Genomic DNA, 16,792 nt, shown 5'->3' on the forward strand with positions numbered 1-16,792 from the left:
AAACCAAACACGGAGAATTTTGATGCTAGTAGACTCAAGTAAAACACTGATCGACACTGCGGCGGTAGCGCGCCTGACTAAAACAAGCAAATCATACTGGGAAAAGCTCCGCTGCCGCGGCGAAGGCCCCAAATACATCAAGCGCGGCCACCTCGTGCTATACTGGCTGTCCGACGTCATACGCTGGCTTGAAGAGCACATGGTCACCCCGGTGGGAGACCAAAAATGAAAAAATCATCTGCAAATATTACTTATGGAATTGGGGGTGCGGCAGAAGCCGCGCTCACTTACACAAATCTTGGTTGGGAACCGCTGATCCTTCCTTTCAAAGAGAAAACCCCGCGCGGAAAATGGAAAGAACCCCGCGCGTGGACACCCGACACTATCAAGAGTGAATTCAGCGGCAGCTTGAATGTTGGAATCGCGCTTGGCAAACGCTCCAGCGGCCTTATTGATATCGATTTTGACTGTCCTGAAGCTGCGGAACTTGCGAAAATTGTACTTAGCAATCTTCCAAGCTTCGGACGCCGAGGATCGCCTTTTAGCCACCGCGTCGCATATGCGAAGTTGAAGAAAGGTAAACTGGCTTTTCAACTTCCCAATGCAGTAGCTCACACTATCGGTGCGGATCGCGCAATGCTGCTGGAGGTTCGCGGCAATGGCCACCAGACTATGTTTCCACCATCTACGCATCCAAGCGGAGATGCTGTCGGGTGGCATGATGATCCGCGCGACATCCCTACAATTGATGGTGGCGAACTCGCGCGTCTTTGTGGTCTCCTAGCTGCGCTATCAGCCGTCGCAATGCACTACCCTAAGGTGGCCGGAGAACGGGATGAGATATGCCTCATCCTGACGGGCGTTCTTATTCGTTGCGATTTGTCGGACGACGAAGTGGATCAACTTGTTGTAGCGGTTGCTACCGCTGCTGGAGATGATGAAGCTGAAAAGCGCGGCGGAAAGGCAGCTGCATCCCGCGAAAAAATTGAAGCGGGTGAACCAGTCTGGGGCCTTCCGGAACTTTGCGCGCGTCTGAAAATGGAGCCGCTCGAACCAAAGTTGCGGGACTGGTTTCGCTTGAGTGGTGGAGCTTCCACCGGTGATCCGCGTCCACGTATTCTTGTACGCGCGGGCCACACACCTGAGGAAGTTGACCAAGCGGAAGCAGCTTTGCTAGCTGCCGATCTTGGCGTTTATCAGCGGGGTGAAAAATTGGTTCGCGTTGTGCGTCTTCCGCAAAGTATCGGAGAAGATGGCGTAAAGCGGTCCGGTGGTGTTTTGGTGATCAACGAATTGACGCAGCCCTGGTTGAAGGAAAAGTTTGCGATTGCTTCGCTCTGGCTGAAGCCCGGTGAAGAGATGGACATTCCGATCAATCCACCTGGTGGGCATGTATCCGCGCTCTTGGCGCGCGTGGGTGAATGGAACGTGCCGGTTTTGCATGGTGTGGTTTCCAGCCCGACCATGCGTAAAGATGGCACCATTCTCCAAACCCCTGGATACGACCCAGATTCTGGTCTTCTTTTCGAGCCAAACGGCGTCGAATTCCCAGCTGTACCAGATGCACCAACACGTGAAGATGCATTGCGTGCACGAGACGTTCTTTTTGCGCCGTTTCGTAATTTCGAGTTTGCCACCCCTGCAGATCGTAGTGTTCTGCTTAGTGGTACATTGACGGCAATTGTGCGTCGGATTCTTCCTTCGGCACCACTCTTTGCAATCGACGCGCCGACAGCAGGCTCTGGGAAGTCATTGCTGTGTGAAACGGTTGGTGTCATCGCGACTGGCCACAAACCGACTATGATCTCGCAAGGCAAGACAGATGAAGAGAACGAAAAACGTATCTCCAGCGTTCTAATGGCGGGTGATCCGATTCTCGTTTTTGACAACTGCGATCGTCCCCTTGGCGGCGACACACTGTGTTCTGCTCTGACCCAAGAAGTCATTGCGGCAAGGATACTGGGCAAGTCTGAGGTGCCGCGCGTCCTGACCAACGCGGTATTCATGGCAACGGGGAACAACCTTGAAGTTTTGGGGGACCTTGGTCGCCGCACACTGCTATGTCGGATTGATACTGGTGAAGAACGTCCGGATCAAATCGAGCATGACTTTAATCCTGTTGAAGAAGCGCGGGCGGAAAGGGCGGCCTTGGTTGTAGCTGGTCTCACAATCCTACGTGCTTATGAGGCCGCTGGGCGCCCAAACCGCATGGTGCCCATGGGTTCATTTGAACGTTGGAACACGATCCGGGAAGCGCTTGTATGGTTGGATGAGGCCGACCCCTGTACGACCCGCGAGCGGGTCATCGCCGACGATCCGCGCAAAGGTGATCTAGCAGAATTGTTGGAGCTTTGGGCTGATGCGCTGGGAGGCCAACCAACAACACTTGCAGAGATTGGAGAGGCTGCGGGCCATAACCAAAACGGCAAAGTCACAGTACTTCATGATGCGCTGGCTGACAGAACCTACAAGGGTACATTCAACACCCGGAGTGTTGGGCGGTATCTGGGAAAACACAAAGACCGTGTTGTCGGTGGGCGGGTTCTTCGCTGTGTCGATGATCCCTCTGGCGTTAAGCGTTACCGCTTGGAAACGGTTGGGCAACTGTCGGGCGATACCCCGTTCTAGAGAAGAGTCGCCTACAAACACTTGGTTGGGCGCGTGTGGTTTGCATGCCCAACTGGTTTTAAGGGTATTGCGGGTTTGTTTTTGCTGCACATATTTGCGCAAGCCAAAGTAACCCTGCAAACACCGCAAACCCGGACATAAACTATTATAATTCAATGCTTTGGATTCCTTTCCCGAACAAGCAGCGGCTCATTATTCTAATCCTTCAAGCCAAAATCGTACTGCGGTTTTTTCAGTAGATCGGTCTGTGGATGTATCATCATCCAGTTCGGCTAGTGCATCCGCCAGGGTCCTTCCGGCCTCGACACCATCCCGTCCATGGCGTCGGTTTGACGACCCATCAAAAGCTAAGAGGTACACGGTTGAAGAGTTGGGGTCGCCTCCAGCGGACCACACAGCCTTCTGAGAGCGATGTTTGGGTTTGCAGGGTGTGCAGGGTTTATTTTGGCCCTGCGTGCCCTGCAGGCGCGCCGTACAAAGCCCTCAAACAGGTCAAAACATAAAACACTGGCAAAAACGAAGCATATTCAATTTAGCTTTGATGTGCTTTCCAGCGAGAGAAATCGCTATTCGAAAGTCATCTGCGGTTCCCGACTCAAGGTAATGAACTCGCATAGGCGATCCAGCAGATCAATTGATGGCTTAGAACCAATTGCGCACTCCCATACGATCCCTACTCTCCAGCCTGCCAATGCTAGCCGCTCTAGGTTCTTTGCATCGCGCTCTACATTCTGCCGAAACTTCTTGTTCCAAAATTCCGCGTTACTGCTAGGTGTAGTCGCTTTTGGGCAGCCCATGTGTCTATGCCAGTAGCAACCATGCACAAACAAAACCGTTTGCCACTTAGGCAGTACAACGTCAGGTGAACCTGGCAGCCGCCGATCATCAATGCGATACCTAAATCCGCGGCCATGCAGGGCACGACGCAAAGCGAGCTCCGGTTTGGTGTCACGTCTGCCGATCCGTGACATCATTTTCGAGCGTACCTCGCGTGTAACGATGTCCACCATGAACTGTCTTTCTGCAAGAAATCTTCGCCCTGGCGAAAGGCGCTTTCTTGGCGCAATATAGTGAAAAATAGAGCGGAAATGAAATGAGTAGCGACTTCGCCATTGTTGATCTCTTTGCAGGACCAGGAGGCCTGGGTGAAGGTTTCGCCCAAGCCGGAAGGTCTGGTGGTCTATCCATGACGATCGAATTGTCAGTGGAGATGGAGCCAAATGCTGTTCGTACTTTGCGACTACGTTCCTTTTTGAGGAACTTTGGCGACAAGCTGCCAATAGAGTACTATGATGCCTTGCACTCCGGAACAGACCTACCGGATTGGGTGGACATATATCCAACGGAGTGGGAGAAAGCGAACGCCGAAGTCAGACAACTGACCCTTGGCGAACCAGGCGTGTTTGAAGAGCTCGCACCAACTCTGGACCGTATTCGCGAGGAATTTGACGGAAACTCCATACTGATCGGCGGTCCGCCGTGCCAAGCCTATTCTCTTGCAGGGAGATCGCGAAACAAAGGGAAAGAAGAGTACGTCCCCGAGGATGATCACCGCCACTACCTCTACAAGGAGTACGTCGACATCCTAAGCAGGTTGGAGCCTGCAGCGTTTGTCATGGAGAACGTTAAGGGCATGTTATCAAGCCAAGTAGGCGGTGGTGGTATCTTTCACAGGGTTCTGGATGACCTCCGCGCCGCCGCGCAGGGTTACACGTTGGTCCCCTTGGCGCCGTCTGCCCTGAATTTGGGGAAGAAGCACCCGCCGGCTCGTGACTTCATAGTTCGCTCTGAGGAACACGGTGTGCCCCAAGCTCGGCACAGAGTCATAGTGCTTGGTTTCCGAAACGATGTTGCGGAAAAACTGGATTTGGGTACGCAGCCACTTCTTGAGAGGCATCTCACAGCTCCTACCGTCGAGGAGACGCTAGTTGGGCTCCCAAGGCTTCGGAGCGGACTTAGCAAGGGGGACACACTCGAGGCATGGAAAGAAGCCGTGCGAGCTCAAGCCCGAGCCCTAGCAGATTCGGATGAAGTTCCGTACGAAATCAAACGGCGAGCCCGCTCGATTGCATCGAGCGTTCATTTGCCAACTCTGCGCAAGTCGCGACATTATTCAAACGAGCGCTCACCGCTCGGCAACTTGCAAAGATGGCTCAAAGACGACGTGCTACAAAGTGTCCTGCACCATGAAACGCGCGGCCACATCAGCGGTGATCTTGGTCGTTATTTGTTTTCTTCGATTCACTCGTCAGAATTCGATCGTTCTCCAAAGCTTTCAGAGTTTCCTGGGTTCCTTCAACCTGAACATAGGAGCCGTAACAGTGGTCACTTCGCAGACAGGTTTCGCACACAAGTTGCTCATCGGCCTGCCACGACAATCACCAGTCATATTTCCAAAGACGGCCACTACTTCATTCACCCAGACCCAATTCAGTGTCGTTCGTTGACGGTACGAGAAGCCGCGAGGCTGCAAACCTTTCCCGACAACTACTTTTTTCATGGGGGGCGGACCGCTCAGTATCACCAAGTGGGCAATGCAGTACCGCCTTTCTTAGCTTTTCAAATCGCAATGGCAGTATCAAAAATGCTCTCCAGATAGGAACTTTGCATCCATTTTAGTCACTACAAATACTATATAAGAGCTACATACTGTATATGTAGTTGACATTCTTGCCAAACGCCCCTAGATAAGTCTTTGTACTAGCGGGGAGTGGCCGACTGATGACAGACCGAGACAAAAGAAAGAAGTTCGAAGAACTCGCTGAAAAGCGCGTCAATAGGGCGATCAAGGACCTCCGCTTGATTGGAAACCTGTCAAGCCGGAACAACTACTCATACGACAGCGCCGATGTCGCGAAGATCATCAAAGCACTCGATGACGAGGTTAAGGCGTTGAAAGTACGCTTCAATCAAGCCCATGCCTCCGACGAAAAATTCAAGCTTTAGGAGCGATCTCTTAATGTCTTTCCCTAATCCCGTCATAGAACCAGAACGTCTCGGCAGAGCAAAAACCCATACCGACTCTTGGGTAAAGGGACAGGAGAATTTCTAAGCAATGAGCCTTTCAATGACAGATTTAGACAATATTCCGTGGCAGTGGCCAAGCGTTGGCGCCTCCCCCTCTCATGAGGGATTGGATAGTGAGATATTTGATACCGAGAAATTCCCTCATGCACACACATTCGTGCGCGAGGCCATTCAGAATATTCTTGATGCAAAACGGCAAGATGCCGGCTCCGTGGTCGCGAAATTCAATTTTTGTAGTGGAGACCTAACTAGCAGAGAGAAATATCTCGTCGATTTGGTAAGCAAACGCGACCACTGCGGCCTTCCTTGGCCACAAGAGTGGTCCGAACAAAAAATGCGTTGGCTGGTGGTCGAGGACGAGAACGCCACAGGTCTACTTGGAGACCTGACTCAACGCAAAAGCGACTTTTGGGGTTACTGGCTGAACTTTGGTAGGTCCAACAAGTCCGGGGAAGGTCGTGGGGGGCGAGGGATAGGTAGAGTAACTTTTCTGCTTGCTTCGCAAATCCACACTGTAATTGGAATCACTCGTCGCCAAGGAGAAGACAAAGTCATTTCTTGTGGCATGAGCGTTCTAAGGGCTGAAGAATGGGACGAAAAGTTTCGTGGCAGTTTCGCGATTTTTGCCGAGGCAGAGAAAGAAAACATCCTTGAGCTCTATCCAAGTGAAATCGCAATGGATATCGCTGAGAGCTTCGAGACAAACCGTTATGAGGGAGGCGGCGCCTCAGGTTTGTCTCTTGTGATCCCATTCCCTCGAAAGGAGCTTGACGAACAAACAATTTGTGCGGCTGCGATCGAAAATTTTGCACCAGCAATCGCGTCAGGTGACTTGATAGTCGAGGTGGGAAGCAAAACGATTGATGCAAGCTCGTTGGGCGCCGTTGCATCTGAGGTCAAGGAAAAATTCACAAACCCATCGTTCCAGCAAGACCCAGGCAGTATCCTGTCCATTATCTTGCAGAGTGGGAGTGACGCCGATTTCAAGATTGACGTCAAAGAAGGAAACTTCTCTGGACCTTTGAAAGACGGACTGAGCGATGAACTCCAAGAGCAGATCTTGCAGAAGCTTGAGGAAGATGATTGTGCATCATTCCTGTTTGACGTCCCTGTGCGACGAAACGGTAAATTCTCGCGCGGTGAAATCTACGTGTTCATCAGATCAACTCCGATGGGCCACACCCCAACGGATATGTTCTATCGTGGTGGAATGTATCTCCCAAACGTGCAGGCCGCGAACAAGGGGGACTTGGATGCCTTCATGTTTTGTCAGGACGACATTCTAAGTGTCTATCTAAACTTCTGCGAAGGTAAGGCTCACCTTGGACTTCTCGAGAACAGTGAAGTTCTCGAGAAACTCCACGAGAAAGGTTACGAAGGACGAATTGGTCTAAAGCGATTTGTGAATACGCTTCCGCGAAAGATACGAAGCCTCGTTCAATCAGATAGCAACGAACCTGACGCTTCGGTTTTCGCAAAGTGGTTCTCAGTGCCTAATGCACCGAAGCAGTCAAAGAAAAAGAAGAAGAAAAAAAAGACTGTCATTGTGGATCCGCCCAAGCGGTCTGTGAGGTACTTCAATATCTTGGATTTAGAGGACGGGTTCGAAATCAAGGCAAGCCCGTCTGGTGAGGGTTGGCCTTTGAACCTGAATGTTCAGTTTGCGTATGCTGATGGTCGCGCCAAACCCCATTGGAGCAAGTTTGATTTTAGGGTCAGTGATCTGGATAAATCGATTTCAGGCGCGCAGAAGACCAACGTGATTGAAACTACAAAAGAGCGAAAGGCAGGATTCCACTTTGTCGGATGCGACGAGAATTTTTGTGCACGGATCACAGGGTTCGACAAGAACCGCGAATTGATCGTCCATCATACGCCGCTGCGCCCAAAAGGTTCAAAGAATGACTAAGACATCAATCAGATTGACTGGTAGGCGATCGCTTCCCCAGAGTGCATTTAGCTTTGACTGGAACGACACTGCAAACGGAGTGGTCTGCTTTCTTGATATTCTTGACAAAAGCCAAGTTCAGAGCTTTCCACCCGACTCCAGAATTCAGGTGATGCTCAGCGAGAATAAGAGCGTCCATTTCGCCGACTTTGGTACGCTAGAAAGCATGAAGTCCAGCGTGTCATTTGAAGGAGTTAGCTGGGTATCGCCGTCAGCGGAGTTGCGCATTGCCCATCACGGCACTGAAAGGAACCATCTTCTACTTGGCTCTACGAAACTGCCAAAGAGCAACAACTCCGGAGATGCGGAAGGAATTCTTCACTTTCAGAAAAGGGACACATCACCGTTCCTTTGGGAGCTTTCCGTTGAAGAGGATGCTTTCCCGACACTTTTCCTAAACGAGAAGATGGAAGGAAAAGTTGATCCAATAATTTGGGTGAAATCAAATCCGATATTTCTGCTCTCAGTATTTCCAACAGTAATCGAAAAGGTGTTCCAAAAGATATTTGAGACGAATGGAAAGCTGGATGAGGGATGGATGTACTTATGGGTTCTTTGGGCCGAAAAAACAATGGGGTGCGACAAGTTCCCTACTGGGTCCGACCCAGATGACTTCTCAAATTGGGTAAACAATGCGAAATCGACAATTCTAGCAAAAATGGATCTTCTGCCGGACGCATTGGCAACCCTTGTAGGTCAGGAGGCGGAGAAATGACCTTCGATAGTCTCTACCAGTTTACTCCACTTGGCATGGAACGATTCAAAGCCTTTTTCAAAGGGGATATTTCAGCGGATCAAATTGACCCCACTGATCTTAGTGTTGCGACGCCAGTCCAGGGTTCACGAAATTTCGAAGCCAAATCCTTTGACACAACAAAAGAAATGGCACGAGCAGTGCTCGAAGCCATGGACAGCCTGAAGGTGGATGAATTTCTAAGCGCCTCAGAATTCTGGGCCTGGCTAACATTCGTACTTCGCGACACACTATTCAAAAAGGGTCCTGACGGCACACTAAAACCTGGAGCTTATGAAGTCTGGATGCCTACGGACCCAAACGATTATCAAAAAGCTCAAAGGCACAAGGTGCGAATGCCAGTTCAGCTTTATACCCAGTTTGGTGATGACGCTGATCATGCACTTTGCGGGAGGCCCGATACCCCTGGTGAGGTCCGGGAACAGACTACGAGTCAACAAGGTATGTTCACTCACGAGTTCCAAAAGCTTTGCAAGCGACTATACTTCGACCCCGGAAAGGGCACGAACAAGACCGGCTCCGCTGGCAAAGGAGGGGGTTCTGCCCGGCGGTTACCGCAGATTGTCAACCAGTTCCAGGTCACTTGGGATGTTCATAGCTTCCTAGTCGATGACTGGGTGCGTCTTTTGCCTGCTGAATTTGACAAGTTCACGGGTTCCAAGAGTTCAGACTCAATCTAAAAGAAGTCGGTCTTGCAAGACTGCGAGACTCCATTTGGAGCCGAAGTTTCAGCTGCGGTTAGACACTTGTCAAAGTGCGGTAGAAACACCAATGGGGCGTAGGAAACTCTGTTCATTGGACCAAGATAACCGAGAAGCGTTCTGCTCTAGTCTAGGCTCGGCCTACGGGTGCATTTTGCGCCGGTGGCCGGACTTGTACTCAACTTAGCCGCCGCGTCCTGTTACCGTAGCCTGCAAGACCATTTTACGTTGTCATAGGTGATCGTGATTGGGCAAGCCTTCAACTCTGGTTGCCGCCACAGAGTTGGATAGCGTTTCATTGTGCTAGACACAGTGCGCTATGATCACATAACTATCAGAAAAGTCGAGCTTTTTATCGAAATGTGCTTATACTGAGTTGTGGCCACAAGGAGGTCACGATGCCAAGTTTACGTCTTACTCGCCGCAGTGTTGATGACATACCGCACCCCGAACGCGGGCAAGCTTTCTATCGCGATACGATGTTGCCAGGTTTTGGCGTGCGCGTCGGTGCAAAATCAAAGACATACATTGTCGAAGGGCAGGTCAATCGTCGGACCAGACGCGTTACAATTGGGCGAGCGGACCTCTTTGCGCCGGAAACAGCGCGGCGCAAAGCACTCGTCGTTTTGGGTGACATGGCAGATGGCGTTGATCCGACGGCGGAGAAGCGCAAAGAAGCTGTAAAAAAGATGACGGTTGAGAGGGCCTTCAACAAGTTCTTTGAAGCTCGACCTGATCTGGCAAAGGCAACATTAGACAATTATTCGCGCACGGGGTTCATCTACCTTAAGTCGTGGGCAAAAAAGCCAGTCAATGAGATCACACGGCAGATGGTGCTGAAGAAGCATCAAGAGATGTCGCGCAAGAATGGAAAAGTCACTGCAAACGACTCTTTTCGCCATTTTCGCTCAGTCTACAATTTTATCGCTGCGACAGAAGAAAACCTGCCGCCAAATCCAGTAAGTATTCTGAGCCAAGCTAGAGCTTGGAACAAGGAGCGGCGACGCCAAACCATTATCGAAGCCAAACAGCTTCCCGCATGGTGGGCCGCTGTGATGGAAGAGCCCACATACTCGCGCGACTTCCTGCTACTTGCGCTGTTCACCGGGATGCGCCGTAACGAAATCGCAAGCCTGCAATGGACGAACATCGACCTTGACGAGCGCAAGCTGCACTTGCCGACAACCAAGAACGGCGATCCGCTTATGCTTCCACTTTCTGACTTTCTGCTCACTTTGCTTCGGCAAAGAAAAGAGAGTTCGGGGGCATCGCCATGGGTATTTCCGGGCAACGGACCCGCTGGTCATATTGTGGAGCCGAAGAAGTTCTCTCAACGGGTCACCGCTTCCTCAGGTGTAGCTTTCACACTTCATGACCTACGCAGAACTTACATAACAGTCGCCGAAAGTCTTGACATACCACACTACGCGCTCAAACGGTTGCTAAATCACCGCTCATCCGCTGACGTGACTGGTGGTTATATCATCATCAACGTTGACAGATTACGCGGCCCCGTTGAACTCATTTCACAACGCATTCTGGACATGAAAGAGGCGAAAGACTGATTGCAAGCCGCTACATCTACGGTGATCGTACACAAGGAGAGCACAAAAGCTCTAGTCCCATGTCAATTAGGATGGAGCTAACCGTACCGAGCAGCCAATCGGTTCGCCCGGATAGAGAAGAATTTCTCTGTAAAATCAGTGCTTTATGGTGCTGCTGGAGAGAATCGAACTCTCGACCTCTCCCTTACCAAGGGAGTGCTCTACCTCTGAGCTACAGCAGCCTATCCACTTCAGGGCACCGGGAAAAACGCCCTACTAATACCCTACTAATTTCCACCACGCTCCACTAACTCATTGTTCGAACAATCAAACTTGGAATGGACCCGCCCATTACCAAGGGAGTGCTCGACCTCTGAGCTACAGCAGCGCTGTGGGCGGGTGATTAGACTCAAACGAAACGCGGCGCAAGGGTGTCTGGACGGTTTTTTTCGCCTCCTGTAGAGAAAGGTTATGGCAGATAAAAATACTCCTAAAAAACAAGGCAGATCCGGCGATATGCGCGAAGAGCGGCTGAAAGCGGCGCTCAAGGCGAATATGGCGCGGCGTAAGGCGCAGGCTAAGGCGCGGGCAACCCAGAACGGCAAAGCCGACAAAGACGAGGGATAAGAGCAGATGGATTCGATTCTGGTGACAGGCAACGGGCCGCTTAAAGGTCAGATACCGATTGCAGGGGCAAAAAACGCGTGTCTGACGCTGATGCCGGCGACCTTGCTCAGCGAAGAACCGCTGACGCTGACCAATGCGCCTCGGCTGAGCGACATCAAGACGATGACGGCTTTGCTGCAGTCCTTGGGGGCCGAGGTGTCGTCATTGCAGGATGGTCAGGTGATCGCAATGTCCAGCCACGACCTGACCAGTCAGACGGCGGACTATGACATCGTGCGAAAGATGCGCGCGTCAAACCTTGTGCTGGGTCCTTTGCTGGCGCGGTTCGGGCAGGCGGTCGTCTCGCTGCCCGGAGGCTGTGCAATCGGCGCGCGTCCGATGGATCTGCACGTCGAAGGGCTCGAGGCGCTGGGCGCTGAGATTGAGCTTAAGGACGGGTATCTGCATGCCAAAGCTGTGGGCGGGTTGAAAGGTGCCGTGCATGAGATGCGATTTGCATCCGTGGGCGCGACCGAGAACATTGTCATGGCGGCCACGCTGGCTAAAGGCACAACGGTTCTGAAGAACGCGGCGCGCGAACCTGAAATTGTCGATTTGGTCGAGTGTCTGAGGAAGATGGGTGCTCAGATTTCCGGTGAAGGCACGCCGACCATCGAAATTCAAGGCGTAGACCGGTTGCATGGTGCCACTCATCAGGTGGTCACTGACCGGATCGAGCTGGGCACCTATATGCTGGCCCCGGCGATCTGCGGAGGCGAGGTCGAACTGTTGGGCGGGCGGATGTCTCTGGTGGAATCATTTGCCGGGAAACTGGATGCGGCGGGCGTGAATGTCTCGGAAACAGCAAACGGTCTTTTGGTCGCCCGCAAGAACGGGCGCGTCAAAGCCGTGGATGTCGTGACCGAGCCGTTCCCGGGTTTTCCGACCGACCTGCAGGCCCAGATGATGGCGCTGATGTGCACGGCCGAAGGTACCTCGGTGCTCGAAGAACGCATTTTCGAGAACCGTTTCATGCACGCCCCCGAATTGGTGCGGATGGGCGCGAATATCGAAGTGCACGGTGGCACGGCAACCGTGACTGGTGTCGAACGTCTGAAGGGCGCACCGGTTATGGCGACAGATCTGCGCGCTTCGGTTTCGCTGATACTGGCGGGGCTGGCTGCTGAAGGTGAAACAACTGTCAGCAGGGTCTATCATCTGGATCGTGGGTATGAGCATGTTGTGCGCAAGCTGGAAGGCGTGGGCGCCAAAATTGAACGGATCAAAGACCAATGACAGACGCAAGTTTCCACGATGGGCGTGAGGCTCCACTGAATCTGGGTGCAGAGGATGGGGATGACCTTCAGGTGATCTCGACTTTAACACAGGATGCGGTGTTCCCCGTATCCGAAATGACCTGGCATCCGTCGCAGCGCCGCTTTGGCCTGTTGCTGAACCGTTTCCGCTGGGAGGACAAGGATGCGGCCACGCGCCGGGGCCGTCCATTCGAAAGGGTGCAGTCTGTGCTGGTGTTCGCTTCCGTTCTAACCGTGGCCAGCCAGGGTATCGACCGTAGCGAGAAGGATTTGGTGATGTCCTTGCTTTCGGTCGATTTTGAACCCGGCGAAGACGGCGCGGGTCAGATTTTGCTGACATTGGCCGGAGATGGCGCGATCCGTCTATCGGTCGAGGCAATAGACGTCACGCTCAAGGATGTAACCCGCCCCTATCAGGCGCCTTCGGGGCAAGCGCCGCATCATGCAGAATAAGCGCGGTATTGCGCAGGCCTTCTCAGAACCACCCGCTGGTCTGATGTTGCGCCGCGCGACCGTGTTTGATGTCTTTGATCTAAGCCGGGTTCTGATCCGTTCGATCACGCAGCTGTGCGAGGCGGATCATGGCGATGATCCGCAGGCCGTTGCGGAATGGACCGCCAATAAAGACCCGGAGACCATTCGGGGTTGGATCAAGGCCGGAGCGCAGATTTGGCTGGCCGAGCGCGCAGGTCAGGTTGCGGCTGTCGGCGGATTGCGTGAGGGCGGCGAGATCACGCTGCTCTATATCGACCCGGCTCATACCGGTCTTGGGGTGGGAAGCGCGTTGTTGGCCCGGCTGGAACAGGAACTGGCCGCTGCCGGTTGCACCGAGGCACAGCTTGAGGGGACACGGACGGCCCAGGCGTTTTATATCCGGCATGGCTGGAAACCGACTGGCGGCTGCGCGGCGCGCAAAAGCATATCCTGTTTTGAGATGCGCAAATCGCTGCACCCGGTGGACTGAGGGTTGAGGACAGCCCATCCCGGCGATATGACCCGGTGAAACGCCACGGAGTGCCAGATCATGCCCGTTTTTCTAGACACCACGTCGCCCGAGTTTGACGCGGCTTTTCAGACCCTGCTGTCGGCCAAGCGCGAAGACAGCCCGGATGTGGATGCCATCGTCGCGCAGATCATTGACGATGTGCGGGTCCGTGGGGATGAGGCGGTAATCGAACTGACGGCCAAATTCGACCGGTTAGAGCTGACACCGGATACGCTGGCCTTTTCGGCAGAGGAAATCGACGCCGCCATTGCGCAGGTCTCGGACGCGGATCGTCAGGCGCTCGAACTGGCAGCCGAACGCATCCGGGCCTATCACGAGAAACAGATGCCCGCCGATCACCAATGGACGGATGAGGCCGGGGCGACCCTTGGCTGGCGCTGGTCCGCAGTGTCTGCGGCGGGGCTGTATGTGCCGGGAGGGCTGGCCTCGTATCCGTCGTCGGTTCTGATGAACGCGATCCCGGCCAATGTCGCAGGGGTCGAGCGCCTGGCCATCGCCGTGCCCACCCCAGACGGTCAGGCGAACCCTCTGGTCCTTTTGGCCGCGCGCCTGTCAGGCGTGACTACGGTCTATCGCATTGGCGGGGCGCAGGCGATTGCGGCACTGGCCTATGGAACAGATACCATCGCAGCGGTGGACAAGATCACCGGCCCCGGGAACGCTTTTGTTGCTGCCGCCAAACGCCGTGTCTTTGGTAAGGTCGGCATAGACATGATTGCGGGACCGTCTGAGATTTTGGTTATTGCTGACAAAGACAACGACCCCGACTGGATTGCACTGGATCTACTCAGCCAGGCAGAACATGACGAAAGTGCTCAGTCGATCCTGATCACGGATAGTGCTGAATTTGGGCGGGCTGTGGCGCAAGCCGTAGACAAACGTCTTGAAACTCTGCAGCGCCGGGCGATTGCAGGTGCCAGCTGGCGCGATTTTGGTGCGGTGATCACTGTGGGCAGTCTGGATGAGGCAGCCTCTCTGTCGAACCGAATTGCCCCGGAACACCTTGAGCTATGCGTCGCAGATCCCGTCGCTCTGAGCGAAAAGACAATTCACGCCGGTGCAATCTTTCTTGGTCAATACACACCCGAGGCAATCGGGGATTATGTTGGTGGGCCCAATCACGTCCTACCCACCGCCCGGTCGGCGCGTTTTTCTTCCGGTCTGAGTGTGATGGATTTCCTTAAACGCACGACTCTCAGCCAGATGACACCCGAAGCCCTGCGGGCAATCGGGCCAGCGGCAGAGCAACTTGCGCAGTCGGAAAGCCTCGAGGCGCACGGGCTGTCCGTGACCGCACGGTTGAAGCGATTGAACGGTTGATCACCTATGGTCAGAGGGTCACACCTGCAACTACCTCATCCGATTTTCCCCGATAGGGCTTGAAATCAAGGGGCAAATTGCGGCGCTCTTTATGTGCGACCGGATCTAAAGGAGGTTGATTTGGAACGTGTGGCGACCCTCTGGATCGGTAAGCGCTTTAGCTTTTTGGAACATCTGTGCCTGAAGTCCTTCGCCGATGTCGACCAAAAGCCAATCGTCTATCACTATGGCGATCTTGAAGACATTCCGGATTATATCGAGCCGCGCGATGCCCGCGAAATTTATGATACTCCCGAGATCTACCGCGATCCGATAACCCGATCCGTGGCCGTTCATGCAGATCTTTTCCGTCTGCAGTTGATGCAAAAAACCGACTATATCTGGGCCGATGCGGATGCTTATGCGGTCCGGCCATTCGAGACAAAGAACGGGTATCTTTTTCCGAATGCGAACCTCAAGAAACAACGGATCATGAACGGTGTACTTGCGTTGCCCAGCGACAGTCCGGGGCTGCAAGCCATGTGCAAATATGCTTTTGACAGCGATCTGGTGCCGCCATGGTGGACACAAGAGCATAAGGAAACCTACAGCCAAATGTTCAACGGGTCGACCTATTGGAGCCTGCCAATTTTCAGCTTTGGTCCGCCCATGCTGTTTCACTTTCTTTATGGCACACCAGAGCATGAGATGGCTGTGCACAGGTCGGTCCTCTATCCTATCCCATTGCGATATCGCGGCCTTTGGAATGACCCCGACCTTTCCAAACTGGATTTTTTGAAGTGGGACCAACAGATGTCTGTCCATTTTTTTGGATCCTGGTTCCGAAAGATCTTTCTTGGCCGCCAAATCAACTCTGGTTCACTGGTCGATACGCTGTTGCGCAAACACGGAATAGATCCGTCCGAACACCCGCTTTGACGATTTTCGTCGGACGGCCCGTCACTGCGTTGCCCATTTATTTCCATTGGGATAAGTCTGTCCCGACCTGAACGGACCAAACGACCATGACCCGAATTTCGCACATCGAACTGGATGATAGAAACTTGCCCCCGCCGACACCCGAGATCGAGCAGGAGCGCAAAGTGGCAATCTATGATCTGCTTGAGGATAACGCTTTCGCGCTGCCCAAACGCGATGATCGTGTGGTTCCGGAAGGGCCGTATCATGTGCAACTCTCGATCCGTGACAAGCGTTTGGTCTTCGACATTGCCACCGAAGCCGAAGAAAAAGCGGCCGAGTTCCATCTGTCCCTTGGACCATTCAGGCAGGTGGTCAAGGACTACTTCCAGATCTGTGAAAGCTATTTCGACGCCGTAAAGACTTTGCCGCCCAGCCAGATCGAAACCATCGACATGGCCCGGCGCGGTATCCACAACGAAGGCAGTCGGGTGTTGCAGGAACGGCTGGAAGGCAAGGCCGAAGTTGATTCAGACACAGCCCGTCGCCTGTTTACGTTGATCTGCGTATTGCATTTCGGGGGGTGACGGGTGACGTCTCTGCCGCAGTCCATCTTGTTCTGTTGCGACCACAATTCGGTCCGATCTCCGATGGCCGAAGGCATCATGAAGAAGTTTTATGGCACCGGCACCTATGTGCAATCCGCCGGGGTGCACAACGATCTTGAGATCGATGGCTTTTGCATTTCGGTCTGTCATGAAATCGACGTCGAGCTTTCACGTCACCGGTCCCGGTCGTTTGATGAAATGCAGGAATGGGGCGACGACCTCAGCTCGTTCGATCTGATTGTAGCGCTGTCGCCGGCCAGCCAGCGCCGTGCGCTGGATTTGACGCGGGTTTTTCATCTGGATGTCGATTATTGGCCAATAATGGACCCTACCGGGCTGGGCGAAAGCCGCGAGGAAAAGTTACATCACTACCGACAGACCCGCGATCAGATCATTCAGCATCTGAAGGATCGCTGGGGTGAACCAACGGAGTGACC

At 53.3% G+C, this 16,792-nt stretch carries 17 protein-coding genes and 1 tRNA gene; 16 read left to right on the forward strand and 2 right to left on the reverse strand.

Annotation, left to right across the window (positions count from 1 at the left end):
• The first annotated feature begins 22 nt into the window (after window positions 1-22).
• Entirely contained in the window at window positions 23-229 is a 207-nt protein-coding gene (locus tag AC2FIC_RS05060; protein WP_496692225.1) for a helix-turn-helix transcriptional regulator, read from the forward strand.
• A complete protein-coding gene (locus AC2FIC_RS05065) occupies window positions 226-2,628 on the forward strand; it encodes a bifunctional DNA primase/polymerase (RefSeq protein WP_496692226.1) in 2,403 nt (800 codons plus the stop codon). Before AC2FIC_RS05060 ends, AC2FIC_RS05065 begins: the two co-directional genes overlap by 4 nt.
• A 566-nt stretch (window positions 2,629-3,194) precedes the next feature.
• Here AC2FIC_RS05065 and AC2FIC_RS05070 read toward each other — a convergent pair.
• Complete coding sequence (locus AC2FIC_RS05070; RefSeq protein WP_496692227.1) at window positions 3,195-3,638, reverse strand: very short patch repair endonuclease; 444 nt, start codon at window positions 3,636-3,638, stop codon at window positions 3,195-3,197.
• A gap of 83 nt (window positions 3,639-3,721) precedes the next feature.
• Here AC2FIC_RS05070 and AC2FIC_RS05075 point away from each other — a divergent pair, with 83 nt between their 5' ends.
• The 6 genes from AC2FIC_RS05075 to AC2FIC_RS05100 all read left to right on the forward strand — a co-directional run bounded on the left by AC2FIC_RS05075 (window position 3,722) and on the right by AC2FIC_RS05100 (window position 10,623).
• Complete coding sequence (locus tag AC2FIC_RS05075; protein ID WP_496692228.1) at window positions 3,722-5,227, forward strand: DNA cytosine methyltransferase; 1,506 nt, start codon at window positions 3,722-3,724, stop codon at window positions 5,225-5,227.
• A gap of 122 nt (window positions 5,228-5,349) precedes the next feature.
• Window positions 5,350-5,574 carry a hypothetical protein gene (locus tag AC2FIC_RS05080; RefSeq protein ID WP_496692229.1) on the forward strand — a complete coding sequence of 75 codons (225 nt, stop codon included), beginning with the start codon at window positions 5,350-5,352 and terminating at the stop codon, window positions 5,572-5,574.
• A 121-nt stretch (window positions 5,575-5,695) separates the two neighbouring features.
• Window positions 5,696-7,564: a hypothetical protein gene (locus AC2FIC_RS05085; RefSeq protein ID WP_496692230.1), complete on the forward strand. Its 1,869-nt coding sequence runs from the start codon at window positions 5,696-5,698 to the stop codon at window positions 7,562-7,564.
• Complete coding sequence (locus AC2FIC_RS05090) at window positions 7,557-8,318, forward strand: hypothetical protein (protein ID WP_496692231.1); 762 nt, start codon at window positions 7,557-7,559, stop codon at window positions 8,316-8,318. Before AC2FIC_RS05085 ends, AC2FIC_RS05090 begins: the two co-directional genes overlap by 8 nt.
• Window positions 8,315-9,037 (forward strand): hypothetical protein, encoded by a 723-nt coding sequence (locus AC2FIC_RS05095; RefSeq protein ID WP_496692232.1) that lies wholly within the window; start codon window positions 8,315-8,317, stop codon window positions 9,035-9,037. The genes AC2FIC_RS05090 and AC2FIC_RS05095 overlap by 4 nt, the downstream gene beginning before the upstream one ends.
• A gap of 419 nt (window positions 9,038-9,456) precedes the next feature.
• Window positions 9,457-10,623, forward strand: coding sequence for a tyrosine-type recombinase/integrase (locus AC2FIC_RS05100; RefSeq protein WP_496692233.1), 1,167 nt, complete (start codon window positions 9,457-9,459; stop codon window positions 10,621-10,623).
• Between the two features lie 146 nt (window positions 10,624-10,769).
• Here the strand turns inward: AC2FIC_RS05100 and AC2FIC_RS05105 are convergent.
• Window positions 10,770-10,844, reverse strand: a tRNA-Thr gene (locus tag AC2FIC_RS05105).
• Window positions 10,845-11,073: 229 nt separating this feature from the next.
• Between AC2FIC_RS05105 and AC2FIC_RS05110 the strand changes: the two genes are divergently transcribed.
• From AC2FIC_RS05110 to AC2FIC_RS05145, 8 genes are all read left to right on the forward strand, one after another.
• Complete coding sequence (locus tag AC2FIC_RS05110; protein WP_496692234.1) at window positions 11,074-11,229, forward strand: hypothetical protein; 156 nt, start codon at window positions 11,074-11,076, stop codon at window positions 11,227-11,229.
• Window positions 11,230-11,235: 6 nt separating this feature from the next.
• A complete protein-coding gene (gene murA, locus AC2FIC_RS05115; RefSeq protein ID WP_281973612.1) occupies window positions 11,236-12,504 on the forward strand; it encodes a UDP-N-acetylglucosamine 1-carboxyvinyltransferase in 1,269 nt (422 codons plus the stop codon).
• Window positions 12,501-12,977: a DUF2948 family protein gene (locus AC2FIC_RS05120; RefSeq protein WP_281973613.1), complete on the forward strand. Its 477-nt coding sequence runs from the start codon at window positions 12,501-12,503 to the stop codon at window positions 12,975-12,977. The genes murA and AC2FIC_RS05120 overlap by 4 nt, the downstream gene beginning before the upstream one ends.
• A complete protein-coding gene (locus AC2FIC_RS05125; protein WP_496692235.1) occupies window positions 12,967-13,488 on the forward strand; it encodes a GNAT family N-acetyltransferase in 522 nt (173 codons plus the stop codon). Before AC2FIC_RS05120 ends, AC2FIC_RS05125 begins: the two co-directional genes overlap by 11 nt.
• A 60-nt stretch (window positions 13,489-13,548) precedes the next feature.
• Complete coding sequence (gene hisD / locus AC2FIC_RS05130) at window positions 13,549-14,850, forward strand: histidinol dehydrogenase (RefSeq protein ID WP_496692236.1); 1,302 nt, start codon at window positions 13,549-13,551, stop codon at window positions 14,848-14,850.
• Between the two features lie 120 nt (window positions 14,851-14,970).
• Window positions 14,971-15,768: a hypothetical protein gene (locus tag AC2FIC_RS05135; protein WP_496692237.1), complete on the forward strand. Its 798-nt coding sequence runs from the start codon at window positions 14,971-14,973 to the stop codon at window positions 15,766-15,768.
• Between the two features lie 86 nt (window positions 15,769-15,854).
• Window positions 15,855-16,334, forward strand: coding sequence for a UPF0262 family protein (locus AC2FIC_RS05140; RefSeq protein ID WP_142639020.1), 480 nt, complete (start codon window positions 15,855-15,857; stop codon window positions 16,332-16,334).
• A 3-nt stretch (window positions 16,335-16,337) separates the two neighbouring features.
• Window positions 16,338-16,790, forward strand: a complete 453-nt coding sequence (locus tag AC2FIC_RS05145; protein ID WP_142639018.1) for an arsenate-mycothiol transferase ArsC — start codon at window positions 16,338-16,340, stop codon at window positions 16,788-16,790.
• Window positions 16,791-16,792: the final 2 nt, after the last annotated feature.

This window comes from Ruegeria sp. CDSC079, from assembly GCF_059610505.1.